At 63.5% G+C, this 18,465-nt stretch carries 16 protein-coding genes; 8 read left to right on the top strand and 8 right to left on the bottom strand.

Translation table 11 applies throughout. The features are described 5' to 3' along the window. Positions 1–43: 43 nt before the first annotated feature. From KQ307_RS00490 to KQ307_RS00475, 4 genes are read right to left on the bottom strand one after another with little or no spacing between them, the layout of a single operon-like run. Entirely contained in the window at positions 44–1,528 is a 1,485-nt protein-coding gene (locus tag KQ307_RS00490) for an ATP-binding protein (protein WP_259726585.1), read from the bottom strand. After that, positions 1,525–2,964 (bottom strand): restriction endonuclease subunit S, encoded by a 1,440-nt coding sequence (locus KQ307_RS00485; protein WP_259726584.1) that lies wholly within the window; start codon positions 2,962–2,964, stop codon positions 1,525–1,527. The genes KQ307_RS00490 and KQ307_RS00485 overlap by 4 nt, the downstream gene beginning before the upstream one ends. Further along, entirely contained in the window at positions 2,961–5,147 is a 2,187-nt protein-coding gene (locus tag KQ307_RS00480) for a hypothetical protein (protein ID WP_259726583.1), read from the bottom strand. The genes KQ307_RS00485 and KQ307_RS00480 overlap by 4 nt, the downstream gene beginning before the upstream one ends. Continuing rightward, positions 5,144–7,252 (bottom strand): class I SAM-dependent DNA methyltransferase, encoded by a 2,109-nt coding sequence (locus tag KQ307_RS00475; protein ID WP_259726582.1) that lies wholly within the window; start codon positions 7,250–7,252, stop codon positions 5,144–5,146. The genes KQ307_RS00480 and KQ307_RS00475 overlap by 4 nt, the downstream gene beginning before the upstream one ends. 973 nt (positions 7,253–8,225) lie before the next feature. Here KQ307_RS00475 and KQ307_RS00470 point away from each other — a divergent pair. Together KQ307_RS00470 and KQ307_RS00465 are read left to right on the top strand one after the other, a co-directional pair. Then, positions 8,226–9,719 carry a YdiU family protein gene (locus KQ307_RS00470; protein ID WP_259726581.1) on the top strand — a complete coding sequence of 498 codons (1,494 nt, stop codon included), beginning with the start codon at positions 8,226–8,228 and terminating at the stop codon, positions 9,717–9,719. Between the two features lie 96 nt (positions 9,720–9,815). After that, positions 9,816–10,004, top strand: a complete 189-nt coding sequence (locus tag KQ307_RS00465) for a hypothetical protein (protein ID WP_259701216.1) — start codon at positions 9,816–9,818, stop codon at positions 10,002–10,004. 6 nt (positions 10,005–10,010) lie between these two features. Here the strand turns inward: KQ307_RS00465 and KQ307_RS00460 are convergent, their stop codons facing one another. Next, positions 10,011–10,499: a DUF2062 domain-containing protein gene (locus tag KQ307_RS00460; protein ID WP_259701215.1), complete on the bottom strand. Its 489-nt coding sequence runs from the start codon at positions 10,497–10,499 to the stop codon at positions 10,011–10,013. Here KQ307_RS00460 and mnmE point away from each other — a divergent pair. From mnmE to grrM, 6 genes are all read left to right on the top strand, one after another. Then, complete coding sequence (mnmE, locus tag KQ307_RS00455; RefSeq protein WP_259726580.1) at positions 10,480–11,832, top strand: tRNA uridine-5-carboxymethylaminomethyl(34) synthesis GTPase MnmE; 1,353 nt, start codon at positions 10,480–10,482, stop codon at positions 11,830–11,832. The two genes, KQ307_RS00460 and mnmE, sit on opposite strands and share 20 nt — an antisense overlap. A 42-nt stretch (positions 11,833–11,874) precedes the next feature. After that, positions 11,875–12,882, top strand: a complete 1,008-nt coding sequence (locus KQ307_RS00450) for a TerB family tellurite resistance protein (protein WP_259726579.1) — start codon at positions 11,875–11,877, stop codon at positions 12,880–12,882. Beyond that, positions 12,858–13,808: a carboxylating nicotinate-nucleotide diphosphorylase gene (gene nadC / locus KQ307_RS00445; RefSeq protein ID WP_259726578.1), complete on the top strand. Its 951-nt coding sequence runs from the start codon at positions 12,858–12,860 to the stop codon at positions 13,806–13,808. Before KQ307_RS00450 ends, nadC begins: the two co-directional genes overlap by 25 nt. 149 nt (positions 13,809–13,957) lie before the next feature. Continuing rightward, a complete protein-coding gene (gene grrP, locus KQ307_RS00440) occupies positions 13,958–14,887 on the top strand; it encodes an extracellular substrate binding-like orphan protein GrrP (protein ID WP_259726577.1) in 930 nt (309 codons plus the stop codon). A 135-nt stretch (positions 14,888–15,022) separates the two neighbouring features. Next, positions 15,023–15,409, top strand: a complete 387-nt coding sequence (gene grrA / locus KQ307_RS00435; protein WP_259726576.1) for a GrrA/OscA1 family cyclophane-containing rSAM-modified RiPP — start codon at positions 15,023–15,025, stop codon at positions 15,407–15,409. Positions 15,410–15,413: 4 nt separating this feature from the next. Continuing rightward, a complete protein-coding gene (gene grrM, locus KQ307_RS00430) occupies positions 15,414–16,562 on the top strand; it encodes a cyclophane-forming radical SAM/SPASM peptide maturase GrrM/OscB (protein ID WP_259726575.1) in 1,149 nt (382 codons plus the stop codon). 24 nt (positions 16,563–16,586) lie between these two features. Here the strand turns inward: grrM and KQ307_RS00425 are convergent, their stop codons facing one another. From KQ307_RS00425 to KQ307_RS00415, 3 genes are all read right to left on the bottom strand, one after another. Further along, positions 16,587–17,603, bottom strand: coding sequence for a hypothetical protein (locus KQ307_RS00425; RefSeq protein WP_259726574.1), 1,017 nt, complete (start codon positions 17,601–17,603; stop codon positions 16,587–16,589). 255 nt (positions 17,604–17,858) lie between these two features. After that, entirely contained in the window at positions 17,859–18,197 is a 339-nt protein-coding gene (locus KQ307_RS00420; RefSeq protein ID WP_259726573.1) for a hypothetical protein, read from the bottom strand. Further along, positions 18,194–18,427, bottom strand: coding sequence for a hypothetical protein (locus KQ307_RS00415; protein WP_259726572.1), 234 nt, complete (start codon positions 18,425–18,427; stop codon positions 18,194–18,196). The genes KQ307_RS00420 and KQ307_RS00415 overlap by 4 nt, the downstream gene beginning before the upstream one ends. Positions 18,428–18,465: the final 38 nt, after the last annotated feature.

Genomic DNA, 18,465 nt, shown 5'->3' with positions numbered 1-18,465 from the left:
CAGGCACTTTCGGCTCTTGGCTGCCATGTGGAGCGGTATGACATCAAGAGCCCCTCCCCCGAGCGGCCCACCACGGTAAGTACTTCATCTGAGAACGAGCCGCCTCCTGGTCATAGGGAACAAGGCAACCTGATTCCACCGCGTCCTTGAGCAATCGCGAGGCCGTGGCGCTGTTAGCCGGCGAGATCCCAAAGCGCTCCCGGATGGTGGTGTTGGTGACGGCCTCGCGCTGCACGTACTTGAGGCAGGCGTGCCAGTAGCAGGCACGGATCCGTTCATCCTTGTTCATCGCGACCAGTGGCCGGGGCGCGAAGAGCACCGCACGGGTGAAGCCGGGCGGAGTCTCGAACAGCGGAGGCGGTAGCTGGTGCAGTTCAACCTGGGCCACCACCTTGTCGATGCCGCTGCCGCGTTCCTCACAGATGCGGAAGCGCCGCAGCAGCGAGGCCAGCGTCTCGTTCCGCGAGGTGGGCGGGCTGTCGAGGAAGCGGTCGGTCGCCACCAGCGGCTCGCCCGGATTGGTGATTTCAATGCGGTCGTCGAAGATCTCCACCATCGGCCCGGCACCTGTGATGAAGAAGTCCTGGTGGATGAGGGCATTGGCCACCAGTTCCCGCACGGCCAGCTCCGGGAACATCAGCACGGAGGTTCGCAGCGCTTGCCCGATGATTTCGTTGGACGGCAGCAGGCCGTTGATGAACCCGATCAGCCCCTCGAAGCCACAGGCATAGCCCTTGCCGCCCTCTTGTTCCTTCAGGGTCTGGGTGCGGTCACGGCCGCGGTAGTGGATCACGCGGACCGCCTTGCGACGCAGGGTGCGAAAGGCATCGAGGCGCTTGGCGAACAGGATGGCGCCGAGATTGGTGATGTCCCAGCCCCCGGCATCGCTCTTGCGGATGAGACGATCGGCAGCCAAGGCGGCGAGAATGCCCTCCCGATTGTCGGGCAGAGGCAGTTCCAGCAGATCGAAGTAGGCCGGGTAGTCGAACAGCTGCAGCACCTCATCAGCGGTAGCACGATCGATGGCGAGGCCGTCTTCGAACGGGGTCTGATCGAAGATGCGCCAGAGGGCCCGTTCCTTCTCGGGAAAGGCCTCCAGCTTTTTCTTGTAGCTGCCCACGCGGATGAACTTCTGCCCTTTGAAGCGCACGGGATGCCGGGCTGCCCGTGCAATCTCCAGCACCACTACAGGAGTGCCTTCAATGGACACTTTGAAGAAGCGGAAATCAATCTTGGGATCCAGCAGCCTCAGTAACCAGCTCTCCAGTTCCTCGTTGCCGACCTTGGTGGCAAAAGGATCGAAGTGAGTTCCCACGATGGCGTGGTCGGCGTCGCGCACCCCCCACACCAAATAGGCGAAGGCCTTGCCCTGAAGGGCTGCCGCATTGGCAAGGGCGGATATGTACTCGCCGATCTCTTCGGGGTTGTCGTTGTTCTCCTTGAACTCAACCCATTCGGTTTCCTTGGGTAAGGCACAGAGTTCATGCACCAAGCTGACCAGATAATCAAGAGGCCTCTCAGCGCTCACGACTCTGGATCCTCGGTCCCTTCATCAAGATCATCAAGATCGTCTTCCTCGGGTTCGCTTATGTCATCCAATTCATCGATCGTCGGAAGCTCCTGATCCTCATCAAGGAGCAGTGCGGCCGCCTCGCGCACATCAAGCTTGCCGGTGACCACATCGGCGATTAGGCGTGTACGGTATTCGCGGAGAAGGATGATCTCGTTCTCAGCGATAGTAATCGCTGCGGTGGTCTTCTTCGTGTGCTCTGCGGCCCACCTGACGATCTGCGATTGCTCGTCGCTCGGCGGCAAGGTGAAGCGAAGGGACTTTATCTGCTCCGGGCTGAGGTGGGGAACGCTGACTCCCGTAAAGATTGGGGTCAGATAGTCAGCAAAAGACTTTCCGGCCAACAAAAGTGACAGATAGTCGCCATGCAGTTCCCGTAGCGGCCGAATACGCGCAACGCGCTGCAGCAGCAGTGCAGGAACATCAGGCTCATTGACTCTGGCAATCCTTGTGCCGCGCTGAATGATCGGCCTATCCATACCAAGTACGATGTCGCCAACCTGCAAGTCAAAGGCACTGAACTTATCACCCTCTGAGAGCGGCCACCTGACAACATCAGTCCAACGAATCTTCCCAGGCGATATATTAACGCCGCGAAGAAGCCTGATGTCTTCTGCATCCTGAGTAAAGCCATCGCTCCTGAATGGGAATCCTGTCGTCAGCTCAATAAAGCGCCCGAGCTTGGCTACCTTCCAGTGCTCCGGCACATCCCCCAGCCACTCCACGCCGGAGGGCTTGAGGGGAACGTTGGGATCCAGTCCTCGTGTGACGGCGCGGTGGATGATGGCCTGCTTTTGCTCTTCCAGCAGCTTGATCAGCTTCTGCTTGGCGCGGATGTAGCGGCGCATCTTGCGGTCAGCGTGGTCGAGGAAGCGGACGATGGCAGCTTGTTCGGGAACAGGAGGAAGTGGCGTCTTCTGGCCAAGCAAAACTGGTGGAGGAATCGTGTTCCGGAGGCCTGAGTAAAGCGGACTGAGTAACTTCCTGTCGTCCATCGCAATGTAGAATGCCTCTAGAAACCGAGCAAGTTGGTTGTCTTTGCACTCGAACACTGTGTAGGCACCAGTAATCATTCCGTGGTGCTTAGAGAGGCCAACAGTCCGCGGGGTTTCGGGAACATCAAATAGGCAAAAAACGAGATCGCCTTCTCGAACCTCCTGGCTGGTTCCCATATCTGCAGAGAATTTGCCTCGCCCTGACGAGATATCACGAACGATGACACCTGCCTTGGTGAGCGAAAGCAAGCGATAACCGGTATGTCGATCCCCAACCAGCACCTTCCGCTTGCTAAGCAGCGCACGATTAGGCACAAGTTTCCAATGTGATGGAACTTGGTCAACCCATGGCAGGCCGGTATCCTTCATCTTGGGATAGGGCTTCAGGTCGCTGATCACGGCAGCTGCAAACTACTACTCAGAAGCGATTTCGCCTCAGTGAATATCGTCCGGAGATGGCTGTCTGACATGTCCAGTATTGGCTCATACATAAATGAGTTAAGGTGTATGTTCTCTGGCGTCATTAGAACTACTTTTTTTAGTATGTCCAGCGATTCTCGATCTTCTGGATGGAGCTCTTGGAACTTTCTCAGCAGCCTAGAGGTTTGGTTAGAGGTGATGCTTAAGACGAAACTTAAGTCATTAATGCTGGTTACCATGAATCGTTCCGCTGTGAGACGAGTGGCAATAGCAAGAACTACTTTATTTTCAAAGTTGATTCCATCCGGTGCGTTCAGGCAGCTTTCAGCTTCTCTATCGACAACATTGATAACAAGTTCCTGGCCATCATGCGATTGTGAAGAAGTGGAAAAAAGACGATTGTAGATATCGTCTAGCTCAGACACAGTAATTCGGCGTGAGTCGGCTTTCCAGTGGAGCAGCGAGGTAAGCTTAAGAAAATCTGGGTCTAATTCACCTCTAGTGTATTCTATGAGATTGCGAATGAAAGAAATTGAGGCTATCTTCTTCTTAGGGTCTGTATAGAATGCGGCTTTCCAATCCTTGACAAAGATGTTCTTGATGCCAATAGCCTGTTGTAGCTCTACGCCTGAGCCAGTCTTAGAAACCATCAAGCAGCTTTTGTAGCTGACAAAGCGACTTTCAACTGTTCTGAAGAAGTCAAAGTTATGGGTCAATATAATTTGCCTGAAATGCTGGCACTCTGATATATCCATTAGGTATTGGATGATCGCATACTTGTTCTTGTAATCAAAGGAATCTGCGATGTCATCAACAATGATTAAAGTCTCCTGACCAGATGCCTTTCGGACTTCAATCTCAAACAGAATGTTAAGGATATATAGGGCCTTCTTCTCACCAGTACTTAACACCTGTAGTAACGCCGTGCGATCAACAGTCGCATGGTCTACGCCATCGCTAAAGATAAAGCCAAGGCTTAGGATCTCATCCTTTCCCAGGATGACATCCACTTTATTCACTGCCTCTAGCTTAAATGGCACCACGAAGCGACTATTAAAGATGTCAATAACTTCTTCCCATTGTGTCCTTTCCCTCTCCGCCTGCTCTTGTATTTCTTTGCGGCGTGATTCGGCAGATTGATATCTCTCGAGAAGGGTTTGATACAGGTCAAATCTGGTGTCGATATAGGCTTTCCAAATCTCTTGCTTCAGCTCAGCCATGTTCCCCAATTTATGCAATAGGTTCTCATGACTCAGAAGGTAATTTTCAAACTCGCGAACAGTTGTATTCTTCTGTATGAGTTTTTCGATTTCGCTAAATTTCTTGCGAAGTTCGGTATCATTTGAAATGGTACTCTTCTCCTTGGCGATCAAATCTTCAAGTTCCTTCTGTGAGGTGATTTCCTTTTTTTCGCCAGAATTTAGATTTACCGAATGATTAGCTGCAAAAAAGCCGTTGTCTGCCAGTTGGCGAGCAATCTGTGCAGCATTATAATAGTTAAAAACGCCCTTCTTGAAATAGGTGGAAGCAGCAAGAAGTTCATTGTATTTCTTGATATAAGCCTCGATCGCTGTTTTAAAGTCTTTGGTGCCCAAAAAACCTTGCACCTTATCATCGAAGATGAGGTCGTAGGGAATGTCCCTAAGAGGCGCGTCTGGGCGACTCGTGACTTCGCCTTTAATCCTGTTTAGAGCAATATAGAACTTGTCGTCATTTGGCGTGAAGGCTAGCGATATCTCTTTTTCCAAGTTACGCTTGGATCCAGACTGTTCCTTCATCGCCTTTAGGAACGCGGACTTGGCCACATCAATTTCGATGTGCAAGCTCTCGTACTCCCTTCGAAGCGTTGCGTTGACTAGAAGTGTCGAAGTTTTCGTTGATTGACCAAATGTCTCTTCATAGGGACGTACTACAAGTATGTTTTCCTTGGGCAGATCTGCATCATCCTCGTCCTGTATTACACGACTCGAAGCGCGGGATGGGAAAATGCGATCAATGGATGCATTGCCTGAAACTATATCTTCAAATGTTTGAGCGAAGGATGACTTCATCGACCCATTAGGAGCGTAAATTGCGATTGCCTTGGTAGCCGAGAAGTCAATCGTTCTCTTCAGGCTCCTGATGCCATAGCAATGTTCGAGTTCTATCTTGAGTATCTTCATGCTGAGCGATCTCCTATCACCGCTTCCAGTAGGCCCACCGTCTCCTTCTCCAGAGCCAGGATGTCCGCTCGAATATCGTCCAGCGCACGTAGTGGTTTGGGCTTGTAGAAGTAACGCGTGAAGCTCACCTCGTAGCCGATCTTCACGCTCCCCGGCTCATACCAGGCGTCAGGAGCATGAGGCTTTACCTCGCGTGCCAGGAAAGCATCGATGCCTCCCTCCTCCAGCAACGGCACCTGTTCGGTGTCGCGCAGCTCGGGGTCAGGCTCGTATTGCACCACCCGTTCGCCCTCCTCCAGATCCACAGGGAAGAACCCGCGTAAAGGATCAGCGGTCTGCTTGCCCGGCTTGGACACCTTGGCGATCACGGGGGCGGCTTTCTCGTTCCGTTCGCCCAAGTGGGCGAATAACAGCTTGGCTTTCTTGGCCGTCCAGCGCAGCCCCTGCCCCTTGGCCAACCGTTCCGCCAGCTCCAGCCACTGATTGGCGTCCCTGTGGGGAGCCTCCCCCATCACCTCATCCACGGCCTCCACCACGCTCTCCAGGCCGGCCTCGCCAGCATCAACGGCAGCCTCGGCCAGGGCCGCCAAGTGCTCGGCATCACTGTGGATGGCCAACCGCAGCGGTCGCTCCACCGTGACTTTCCAGTAGCCAAACGCCTGGTTCTGGAAGATCTTGCTCTGTTCCGTTTCCTCGAAAGCAAGGAAGGCGTCGACGATGCGCTGGATGTCGTCTTCGGAGAGCTCGCAGTTCTTCTTGCCGAGGTTCTTGCGCAGGGGCTTGAACCAGGCCGTGGCATCAATCAGCTGCACGCGCCCCTGTCGATGGGCGGGCTTGCGATTGCTGAGCACCCAGACGTAGGTGGCGATGCCTGTGTTGTAGAACATGTTCAACGGCAGGGCCACGATCGCCTCCAGCCAGTCGTTCTCGATGATCCAGCGGCGGATGTTGCTTTCGCCCTGGCCCGCATCTCCGGTGAACAACGAGCTGCCGTTGTGAACTTCGGCAATGCGGCTGCCAAGAGGAGTGCCGCTCTTCATCTTTCTGATCATGTTGGCGAGGAACAGCATCTGTCCGTCGCTGGAGCGGGTGATCAGCGAATACTCCCCATCGCCAGCGTGCTCGACCAGGAAACGGGAATCCTTGATGCCGCCCTTGCCACCCATTCGCTCCAGATCGCCCTTCCAGCTCTTGCCGTAGGGCGGGTTGGAGAGCATGAAGTCGAACTCCCGCGCCGGGAAAGCATCGTTGGCGAGGGTGGAGTGCTCAGGCCCGCCCACGATGTTGTCGGCCCCGTCGCCCTCGCCCTTGAGCAGCAGATCGGCCTTGCAGATGGCGTAAGTTTCGGCGTTGATCTCCTGGCCGTAGAGGTGGGTGGCTACCTTCTTGCCCTGGAAGGCGGCCAGCTCCTTGAGTTCCTCTTCCGCCACGGTGAGCATGCCGCCGGTGCCGCAGGCGCCGTCGTAGAGCAGGTAGGTGCCGGATTCGATCTCGGAAGCGATCGGCACGAAGATCAGCTTCGCCATCAGCTTCACGGCATCACGCGGCGTCCAGTGCTCGCCGGCCTCCTCGTTGTTCTCCTCGTTGAAGCGGCGCACCAGCTCCTCGAATACCGTGCCCATGCCGTGGTTGTCGAGGCCGTTGGGGCTGAGGTTGATGTCGGGCGAGAGGAACTTGCCGATCAGGGTGCCGAGGGCATCCGCCTTCGACAGACGTGGAATCTGGTTGCGGAACTCGAAGTTCTCCAGGATGTCCTGCACATTCGGCGAGAAGCCATCGAGATAGGCCTCGAAGTCGGCCCGCAGCTTCTGCTGACTGGCGCGCGCCTGGAGATCGCGCAGGGTGAATTTGGAGGTGTTGTAGAAGGCCTGGCCAGCCGCCTGCCGCAGGGCGGGGTCCTGATGGACGATCTGGGCGGCATCCAGGGAAGCCTTCAGGTCCAGAACCGCCTGCTTGGTGGGCTCCAGCACCGCGTCCAACCGACGCAGCACTGTCATCGGCAGGATCACGTCGCGGTACTTGCCGCGCACGTACAGATCCCGGAGCACGTCGTCGGCAATGCCCCAGATGAAGTTGGCGATCCAGTTGAGCTGGCCCTGTTCCATGTCAGACCGTTGGAGCCAGTGGGCAGACGAGCTGGGCTAAGGATGCCTCAAGGCTGGGCCGGATGGGTGGATTGGGTGCCTTATGGCTCTGGCGCCGAAATCCGAGGCATCGATGGGCTGCTCCTGCCAGCGTTTTCGGCTGGTTAGCGCCCATACGGGCATGGTTCTTGGCACAGCACCCCCTGGCTTCATCGATTGCGTGCCTTGCCAGCGACTCATGGCGCCGCTGGTGCCATTCGGCGGGGGTACGCCTGGGCCTCGACGTTGATGGTGGCATTACTGGAGCATCTGGCGGCCGCTGCGGGAATCAGCAGAAGGAGCGCCATGCCTTCATGGATTTGTTCCACATTGGTTGGAGAGATTTCCTGAGCATCAAAAAGCTAAATGATGCTGCATTCTTATGAGATCTGCTCCCGCCTCCATCGGTTCGTCGAACAGTAAATAGACGGGTCCGTTAACCACGCCAGTCGATGCTTCCCGGTCAGCCTAAGCATCTTTGTCTTGCCTGTCTTTTGGTCTGACAGAAGTTGCGCTGGCTGGGTTCTGCTCTTTTTGGTGCCTGCAGAAACGGATTTTATGCGGGTCCGCGAACCATCACCATCTGTTCAGTCCTATGCATTTCGAATGCTGGAGATTCGCTTCCATGGATGATCTGCAATCTCAAATCACAGATTCGCCTGTTCGATGCCATCCATTTGCTCAGCAGGCTCTGAGATGAGAAGGCCTGTCGCTTGCGCTGCGTCACGCCCATTCCGAGGGTCATTCCCGTTGGGCCTTCCGGTACGTCCGCCCAGGGCTTTGGGCCGCACCACATCGCTGTGATCCCCGGGATCCCCGCTGATCCCTTGGCGCTGCAGGAACAACCGGAGGGTTTCGAGGGAGCCGGTTTCAGGCGTTCCCAGCTCAAGGTGGGTTGGGCTCCTTCCCTAAGGTCACCCCCGGCCTATGCGCCTCGCCGTCGCGGTCTTCGCCGATGTCCGCCCGCATCAATCCCCTGCTCGGCCTGCCGTTCGAGCCTGCGGTCGAGAGCCTCGGGCCCCAGCACTGGGATGTGGTGAAGGCGGCCTCCTTTCCGCTCAGCCGGCTGCGCTTCCGCAACGACGCCCTCCTGCAGCAGCTCGGTCTTGACGCAGCTTCGATCAGTGACGCGGACTTCGAGGCCGCCTATGGCCGTTTCGAGGCACGCACTCCCCTCCTGGCCCTGCGATATCACGGCTATCAGTTCGGCACCTACAACCCCTGCCTCGGCGATGGTCGGGGTTTCCTCTACGGCCAGTTGCGTGATCGCCATGGCGCCCTCCATGACCTCGGCTCGAAGGGCTCCGGCACCACCCCCTGGAGCCGTGGCGGCGATGGCCGCCTCACCCTCAAGGGCGGCGTGCGCGAACTGATCGCCTCGGAGGCCCTGCATCGGCTCGGCGTCACCACCAGCCGCACCCTCAGCCTGGTGGAAACGGGCGAAGAGCTGTGGCGGGGCGACGAACCCTCGCCCACCCGCAGCTCGGTGATGGTGCGCCTGGCCCGCACCCATCTGCGCTTCGGCACCTGCGAACGGTTGCTCTACCTCCGCAAGCCCCAGCAGCTGGAGCAGTTGTTGCGCCATGTGGTGGCTGTGTACTACCCGCATCTGGCGTTGGCCCATCCGGCCACGGGCAAGGCCGGAGCAGTGCCCCAGCTGCTGGCCTTCTACGGCGAGCTGGTGGAGCGAGTGGCCCAGCTGGCGGCCGAGTGGATGGTGGCCGGCTTCACCCATGGCGTGCTCAACACCGACAACATGTCGCTGGCGGGCGAGAGCTTCGACTACGGCCCCTTCGCCTTCCTCGATACCTGGGATCCGGGCTTCACCGCCGCCTACTTCGACCAAAGCGGCCTTTATGCCTACGGCCAGCAGCCGCTGATCTGTCATCAGAATCTGCGCCTGCTGCAGGAGCCCCTGGCGATGCTGCTGCCGCGGCCTGACCTGGAGGTAAGGCTGGAGCGCTTCGCTCCCACCTACGACCGGCACTACCGCCACTGCCTGATGCGGCGGCTCGGTTTCGAGGCCACCGCTGGGGCGCCGATCGATGGTGGCGGTGCTTGCAGCGGCGATGGCAGCGGCGATCGTCCCGATCTGGTGCCGCTCACCCTGCAACTGCTGGCGGCCTGGCCGGTGGCCTATGGCTCCTTCTTTGCGGCGCTTGCCGATCGGATCGCCACCGGTGGCCTGCCGCCGGAGCCGGATGCGCTCGCCCCCTTCCTGGTGGGGGCCGTCGAGCCGCCGCATCGCCCGTGGCAGGACTGGCGTGATGGCTGGTGGGCCTGGAGCCATGGCCTTTCGTCCGAGCAGCAGGCCGCGATCCCCACCAGCCTGCGGCGCTGGAACCTGCCGCTGACCCCGGTGCGGGCTGAGGTGGAGCGTCTCTGGGAGGCGATCGACCAACGGGACGACTGGCAGCCCCTGCAGGATTGGCTGGCGTTGATTCGATGACCCGATTGTCGGGATCCGGGGTGTTTGGCGCTACAGCCCCTGGCGCCTGAATCTGTCTGACTTCTCATCAATGGATGTTTGCTTCGATGGTTCCCGATGACTTCCGAACAGGCCGCCCAGCTGATCGACGACACCCTGGATCTGGTCCATCAACGGCTCCAGGAACTGGACGACGACCAGTGGCGCCGTGAGCACAAGGCCCTGGCCGATGAATTCCGGGAGTGGCGCCAACCCAGCGGTGGCCACATTGATCTGATGCTCTGCCCTGGGTTCAGCAGGGGCTGAGCCGGCTCAGGATGGCTTCACCGGTTTGGCCAGGTTTCGCTCCAGCCAGGTCCAGTAGAGGGCCGAGATGCAGACGGAGGCCAGCAGCCCCACCACGGTCGAGCCGAGCAGGATCCGGCTCGAGAACGACCAGCCCAGATCCCAGATTCCCTCCTGGCGGATCACCTCCAGGCTCGGCCAGCCCCGGCCCGGGCCCAGCATCCAGCTGCCCAGCTGATAGTTGAACCAGTAGAGGGGCAGGTAGGTGATCGGGTTGCTGATCCAGGTGCCCGCCGCCGCCAGCAGATGGTTGCCCCGCAGCAGGCTGGCCAGACCGATGCCCAGGATGGTCTGCAGCCCGAAGAACGGGAAGCAGCCGCAGAAGATGCCGGCCGCCAGGCCCCGGGCCCGCTGGCCATGGCTGCCCTCCTGTTCCCACAACCAGAGCAGGGCCCGCCGCAGCCGAGACTGGGGGCTGCGTGGCCCTGGAGGGCTCTTGGGCTCGGAGGACACCATTGCAGCGATTGCCACGGCGGTGGCGCCTGGCCAGGGAAGTATTGCGATCGTACGCATCTCCGGTGGGGCGGCGGAGGCGATCGGCCGCCGGCTGTTCCGTGTCGCCGGCCGCCAGCTCTGGGAGAGCCACCGAGTGCTCTACGGCCATGTGCAGGATCCAGTCAGCGGCGAGCGCGTCGATGAAGCGCTGCTGCTGCTGATGCGCGCCCCGCGCAGCTTCACCCGTGAAGACGTGGTGGAGCTCCATTGCCATGGCGGGCTGATCGCCGTGGCGCGCGTGCTGGAGCTGGTGCAGGCGGCCGGGGCGCGCCGCGCCGCACCGGGGGAATTCAGTCAGCGGGCCTTCCTGAACGGCAGGCTCGATCTCACCCGCGCCGAGGCGATCAGTGAGCTGATCACCGCCCGCAGCCGGCGTGCGGCCCAGTTGGCGATGGCCGGTCTGGACGGGGGGCTGCAGCGACGCATCACGGCGCTGCGCGACCGGTTGCTCGATCAGCTGGCCGAGCTGGAGGCCCGGGTGGATTTCGAGGAGAACCTGCCTCCGCTGGCTGGATCGGCGGTGGTGGCGGCCCTGGAGGCGGTGAAGGAGGAGCTGGAGCAGTTGGTGGCGGAAGCCGGCCAGGGTCTGTTGCTGCGCGCTGGACTGAAGGTGGCGATCGTCGGGCGCCCGAACGTGGGCAAATCCAGCCTGCTCAATGCCCTCAGCCGCACGGACCGGGCGATTGTGACCGATCAGCCCGGCACCACCCGCGACCTGGTGGAAAGCGAGCTGGTGCTCCACGGGGTGCCCCTCACCCTGCTCGACACCGCCGGCATCCGGCCCACCGACGACCCCGTGGAGCGGCTGGGCATCGAGCGCAGTCGCGCTGCCCTGGCGGCCGCCGATGCGGTGCTGCTCCTCTACGACCTCACCGCCGGCTGGACCGCTGCCGATCAGCAGCTGCGCGACCTGGTGCCCGAGGGGGCGGCGCTGCTGCTGGTGGGAAACAAGGCCGACGCGGCGCCGCCAGACCCGGGGTCCCCAGCTCGGCTGCTGATCAGTGCCCGCACCGGCGCGGGCTGCGATGTCCTGGTGGAAACGCTGCTGCAGCGCTGCGGCGCCACCCTGCAGGAGGGCCTGCAGGTGGCGCTCAATGCCCGCCAGCGCGAGCTGGCCGCCGCCGCCGCCGCCGCCCTGGAGCGCAGCCTGGAGGCGGCAGCAGACCAGCTGCCCTGGGACTTCTGGACGATCGACCTGCGCGCCGCCGTGCGCAGCCTCGGCGAGATCACCGGCGAGGAGGTGAGCGAAGCGGTGCTCGATCGGGTCTTCGCGCGCTTCTGCATCGGCAAGTGAGGGCGCGCTGGCCACAATGAGGTCTGCGTGCGCGGCTGAGCGGTGATCGATCCCAGGGCTCAGCTCCCGTTGGAGCAGCGACAGGCGATCGGCGCCGCCGGCCTGGCCGCCCTGCTCACGGTGGCTCGCTGCAATGGCGCGCCGTCGGCCAAGGCCCTCGCCGCCATCCGCGGCGTGCGCGATCACCTGCTGCGGATTGATTGCGATCTCGATTCCCTGCCGCCGATCACGCCGGCCCAGCTCGCCGAACGGGTGCGGGCGGTGAACCCCGATCCCCAGTGGCGGGAGCGCATCCTGCGCGGCATGACCCTGGTGGCCCTGTTCGATGGTGAGCCCACCCCGGCGCAGCAGCAGTTGCTGGAGCAGGCGGCTGCCGCCCTGGCGGTGGACCCGGCGCCGGTGCGCACCTTCCGGCAGGTGATGGAGCAGCGGCTGGCCATGGTGCGCCTCGACATCGCCCGGCGCGGCTTCATCGCGTCAGCGGCGCGGGCCACCCTGGAGCAGGAGGGGCTGCGCGGAGCCCTGGGGGTGGCGCGGGTGCTGCTGCGGCAGGAGGATCCGGCCATGGCCGAGCGCTACCGCGCCCTGCGCGGCTATCCCGCCGGCAGTTTCGGGCTGGCCTATGCCGCCTTCATCGACCGCAACCACTTCGGCTTCCCCGGAGAGATCGGCGGCCCACCGCCGCCGGTGATGCACCACGACTGCTGCCATGTGCTCGGCGGTTACGGCACCACCGCCGCCGAAGAGGGGGCCGTGCTCGGCTTCCAGGCGGGCTTTGAGCAGGTGGATCCGTTCTATGTGCTGATGTTCGGCCTGGCGGAGTTCGAGCTGGGCATCGGCGCCACGCCGTTCATCCCGGGCGAACGCGATGCGCTCGATGTGGAGCGCCTGTTCGCCGGCATGGCCCATGGCGCCCAGGTGTCGGTGGATCTGATCGCCGCCATCGATCCCTGGGATCACTTCGCCGAGCCGCTGGAAGAGGTGCGCCGCCGCTTCAATGTGCTGCCCCGTGGCCGTGAGCCGGAATGGCCGCCGCCGATCATGGGCTGATCCGTCGCGCCTGCCGCCGCCTGCTGCTCCCTTCCCCCGCCTGCCCCTTGCCTGCCCCGCCGCCGCTGCTGCCCTTCAGCCCTGCCCTTGAGCAGCAGCTGCGCAGCTGGCTGGCCGAAGATCTCGGCCGCGGCGACCTCACCGCCCCCGCCCTGGCGGGCGCCCGGGGCCGGGCCCACTGGATCGCCAAGGCCGATGGGGTGTTCTGCGGCGGCGTGCTGGTGGAGCCTCTGTTCCGGCTGCTGGATCCCGCCTTGGCCGTGCGGGTGCAGGTGGCCGACGGGGAGCCGGTGGCGAGCGGTCAGCGGCTGCTGGAACTGGAGGGGGCGGCTGACGCCCTGGTGGCGGCGGAGCGCACCGCCCTCAACCTGGCCATGCGCCTGAGCGGCATCGCCACCGCCACCGCCTTGCTGGTGGCCGAGCTGGCGGGCACGGGCGTGGCCCTGGCCGACACCCGCAAGACCACGCCCGGGCTGCGGCTGCTGGAGAAGTACGCCGTGCGCTGCGGTGGCGGGCTGAACCACCGCTTCGGCCTCGATGACGCGGCCATGCTCAAGGAGAACCACCTGGCCTGGAGCGGTGGGGTGGGCCCGGCGATCGCGGCGGTGCGGGCGGCGGCGCCCTGGCCGGCGCGGCTGATTGTGGAGGCGGAAACGGCCGCCGAGGCGGAAGCTGCCGTGGCCGCCGGCGCCGACGCGGTGTTGCTCGATGAATTCACCCCGCAGGCCCTGCAGGCGCTGGTGCCGCAGCTGCGGCAGCTGGCGGTGGCGCAGGGGCGGGCGGTGGTGCTGGAAGCGTCGGGGGTGCAACCCGAGCAGCTGCGGGCCTACGCCACCACCGGCATCGATCTGATCTCCACCAGCGCGCCGGTCACCCGCAGCCGCTGGCTGGATCTGAGCATGCGCCACCTTCCGCCCGGCCGCTGAACGCGGCCGTGGTGCTGGTTCCGGGCGCCCTGGATGGGAGGGATCGGTGGCTTTGTGCCTTTGCTTGTGGGCCTGTGGCGTTGCGCGCCCCTTGGCAGCAGAGTGTCGGAGGGTTTTCGACGCTGCTTGCCATGCCGTTCTGCCGCTTCTTGAGCCGGAGCCTGCGGATCAGCTCAGTGACCCTTGCCCTGCTCGCGGCCGTGTTGCCGGCCGCCGAGGCCCGGGCCGGGTCGGTGCTGCAACGCGTTGCCAGCACGGGGGAGCTGGTGGTGGGCAGCGAACCCCTCCTGCCCCCCCTTAGCTTCCGTGACAGCAGCGGCCAGCCGGCCGGCTACGGGGTGGAGGTGGTGCGCCGCGTCCAGGCTGAGCTGGCCGCTGCTCTGGGCCGGCCGATCACCGTGCGCTTCGAAGCGGTGAGCGAGCCCGCCGAACTGGTGCGACGGGTGGGCAAGGGAGAATTGGCCCTCGCCTGCGGCGTGCCCTTCTCCTGGGCCCGCGATGCCCAGGTGGATTACACCCTGCCGATCGGGCTCTCCGGCATCCGGGTGCTGGCTCCGGCGGGCAAGATCGACGGCTCCCCCGCCTCCCTGCTGGGCCGCCGCATCGGCGCGGTGCCTGGCTCCCTTGGCGAGGCGGTGCTGAAGGGCATTCAGCCCCAGGCCCGCCTGGTTCCTTTCGCCAACCTGGCTGAGGCGGTGGTCGCGCTGCAGGCCGGCCGGCTGGATGGGGTGATGGGCGACACCAACCTGCTCACCGGCCAGGCCAACAGCCTCGGTGCCACCGGTCTGGTGGTGATGCCGGAGCAGCCCTATGAGCGCTATGCGGTGGGTTGCATCGTTCCTGAGAACGATTCAGCCTTCCGCGACCTCACCAACCTGGCGATTGCCCGGTTGCTGCAGGGCTATGTGGACGGTGATCCCGCAGCGGTGGCCAGCGTGGACCGCTGGGTGGGGCCCAAAGGGGTGCTGGGGGTGCCGTCCGAGCGGATTCGCACCTACTTCGAATCGGTGCTGCTGAATCACGAGGCGATCCGCCCCCAGGGCCCCGCCGCGGCGTCTGCCACGCCAGCCTCTCCCTGAAGCTTCCTGCTCACGACCCACTGCTCACGACCCACCGCTTAAGGCCCACCGTTCACTGCCCACCGTCCACTTCCAGGCGTCCCCGGACCACCGCTTTTCGCCTTCCGCTTTTTCGTTCTCCAGGTTTCACCTCCGATGGCTTCCTTACCACGTCTCAGGCTGTTCGGCTTTCTGCTTTTCCTGGCGATCCTGCCGCTGATTCCCGCCGCCGAGGCCCTGGCGTCCGCCGCCGCCAGCTCTCGCCATGACGGCCCCGATCTGGACAGCCTCGGCGTGGAGGGCCGCCTGCGCCGCATCGCCGGGGCTGTTCGCGAGCGGGAAACCGGATCAGCTGCAGCCAGTGCCATCCCCGACGATGTGCTGGCCTACGTGTTCGTGAACGGGCCGCGGGTGGGCTGGCGCAACGGCGGCTTCTACAACGGTGGCTTCCGCAATGGCGGGTTCTGGAACGGGGGCTTCCGCAACGGCGGCTTCGGCAATGGTGGCTTCCGCAATGGCGGTGGCTTCCGCAACTTCTGGTGAGCCGTTGAACCCCGAAACGTTCGGCCCGCTGCGGTTGCTGGTGGTGCAGCCCACCCCGTTCTGCAACCTCGACTGCGACTACTGCTATCTGCCCAGCCGCGACGACCGCAGCCGCCTGCCGCTGGAGCTGCTGGAGCGCACCCTGGAGCGGGTGCTGGAGAGCCCTTACGCCACCGGTGATTTCACCCTGCTCTGGCATGCCGGTGAGCCGCTCACCATGCCGATCGCCTTCTACGACGAGGCCACGGCCCTGATCGGCCAGGTGCTGGCGCGCCGGCAGGGGCCGCCGCTGCGGATCGAGCAGTCGCTGCAGACCAACGCCATGACGATCGACGCCGCCTGGTGCGACTGCTTCGAGCGCAACGACATCCATGTGGGCGTGAGCCTCGATGGCCCCGCCTTCCTGCACGACGCCCACCGCCGCACCCGCACCGGCCTGCCCAGCCACGCCGCCAGCCTGCGGGGTATCGGCTGGCTGCAGCGCCGTGGCATCCCCTTCCAGGTGATCGCCGTGCTCACCGACGACGCCCTTGATCACGCCGACACCCTGTTCGACTTCTTCGTCGGCGAAGGCATCGACAACCTGGCCTTCAACATGGAGGAAACCGAAGGGGAGAACCTCAGCTCCACCCTCTCGCGGCCACGCTCGGAGGCGCGCTACCAGGCGTTTCTGGAGCGTTTCTGGGAGCGGCTGCGGGCCCAGCCCGGTGCCCTGCGCCTGCGGGAGTTCGAGGAGATCGCCGGCCTGGCCTGCGGCGATCAGCGCCTGGCACGCACCGACATGAACCATCCCTTCGCGATCGTGAACGTGGATGCGCGTGGCAACTTCTCCACCTTCGACCCCGAGCTGCTGTCGGTGGCCACCGCCGCCTACGGCGACTTTGCCTTCGGCAATGTGAGCACCGACAGCCTGGCCTCGGTGGTGGAGAGCGCCAAGTTCCAGCGGGTGCTCGCTGAGATCCGTGCCGGTGTGGCCCGCTGCCGCGCCGACTGCGACTACTTCGGCCTCTGCGGCGGCGGCGCCGGCAGCAACAAATACTGGGAGCGCGGCACCTTCGACTGCAGCGAAACCCAGGCCTGCCGCTACCGCATCAAGCTCAGCGCCGATGTGGTGATGGCGGGCCTGGAGCGGGAACTGGAGCTCAGCGGCTGAGTCGAGCCTTCGGGCGCGGCACAATCAGGCACCCGAAGGCCAGAACTCCGGCTGATCGAGCATGGGCCGCTCCAGCGGCAGCACGTGGAAGCGGCGGCGGATCTCCAGCAGGGGCTCAGTGGCGAAGGCCAGGTGGTCGAGCCGGCTGAAATCGCCGCTGCAGGCGGCGCCGCGGCGCCAGGCTTCCGCCAGCAGCTCGGGCGCACCCGGCAGATCAAGCGCGCCCCGTTTGCCGTTCAGGCCGTTGTAGGGCTCACCGTCGCCGCCGTAGGGCTCGAACTGGTTGTTGTCGCCGTGCACGAACAGGCCCACCTCGTGGATCAGGAAGTTGGCGAGCGAGGCCATCCAGTTGGCGTCGTCGTTGCGCAGCGCCAGCTTGAAGGCGCCCAGGGCGATCTCGCCCGGCCCCGTGGGCTCGTAGCCGGTGATCACATGGTTCATGTCATGGGTCACGTAGTAGGCGGGGTTGGGCGTGTCGCGGCTGGGCAGCGGCAGGCCGTTGCGGGCATAGAACTGCGCGAAGGCCCAGCCGAGGCTGCCGTGGGGGCAATCGCGCAGCCCCTGCACCTGCGCGAAGAAGGCATCGCCCAGATCCGCGCCCGCTGCCGCGCCGTGGCGTGAGGAGAGCTCCGGCAGGAAGGCGGCGTAGCAACGCACGAAGTCGGCGGTGGCGTCCGCCGCCGTGCGATGGAAGAGGTCCTGCACAAGGCGCAGCTCCACGCCCTGCAGGCCGAGCGCGTTGCTGAAGGCCTCCAGCCGCTGCAGCTGAGCCTCGCTGCGGGGGTGCCGGCAGAGCTCAAGCATGAGCGCCAGCTGCAGGAAGCGGCGGCGGCTCTCCTCGCCGGTGAGCTGCAGGGCCAGGGCAGGCGGTGGCAGCGGCGCGATGGCTGTGAGTTCGTCGGGGATGAGCCCGAGCAGGTGCACCGCCAGGCTGCGCAGCAACCGCGCCTGCTCAGGGGTGGCGCCCCCCTCCACGGCGATCAGATCGCGCAGCCCGCCCACCAGGGTGCTTGCCAGCGGGGGCAGGAAGGGTTGCAGCATCAACGGTCGCGCCGCGCCCGCCCATTCAAGCGTTGTTCGTCAGCTCTGGGCTGCCGGGCTGGTTCGAGCGGCCTTTGGGGGTCGGGTGTGGCTGGCTGTGCTGGCTGGGATTGATCCTCCCCACCTTCAGGAGGGCAGGTAGGCGGTGCTGTTCCAGTCCTGCATCTCTTCCAGGTTCAGCTGGGTGCCATGGGCTTCGTTGTACAGGCCCAGCACCACGGCGAGATCGCTGGCAGCCATGGTTCCATCGCTGAGCTACTGGCTGACGGGGCCGAACAGGCCCGTGGCGATCCGGCTGGCCAGCTCCGGATCTTCGGCTCCTGTCACGCAGCGCTGCAGCATCGGGATCAGCGCCTCGCGGTGGGCCGGATTCAGTCCCCAGCGGATTGCCCCCAGCAGGCTCCTGATCACGGCAGGGGCCTGATCGCCGTGGGTGTGCAGCCACCAGTCGCTGGCCACCACCACACCCTGGTAGCCCCCCAGCAGGGCGATATCAATGTCGATGCCCACCCGCCGCTGGCGCAGCTGCTCCAGACCAGTGATCTCCGGGTGTGCGATGAGTTCCAGAAAGCCTCGGTGCACGCCGGCGATCACGGTGAGGTCGTGGCCGGCCCGATCGCATCGTCCAGCGACATCGCGCTGATCGGATTGAGGCTGCCCAGGAGGCGTTGGCTGATTTCGTCGGCATTGGCCACTGTGTGGTGCCGCGGCGGCTTCGGGAAGTGGCCGTCGAGGTGATGGAGCTGATCGGCCACCGCGAAGGCGGTTTCCGTTGCCTCCTGGAACAGTGCCACCTCGACGGACGGCGCGTTTGGGGCCGTCATGGTGTGCGCTGGGGAGGGATGATCAGGGGCAGTGCCTG

The organism is Synechococcus sp. CS-1326 (genome assembly GCF_025128115.1).
Taxonomy (GTDB): domain Bacteria; phylum Cyanobacteriota; class Cyanobacteriia; order PCC-6307; family Cyanobiaceae; genus Regnicoccus.
The sequence above is the reverse complement of the archived record's forward strand: the minus strand, read 5'-3'. Positions and strand labels throughout refer to the sequence as shown.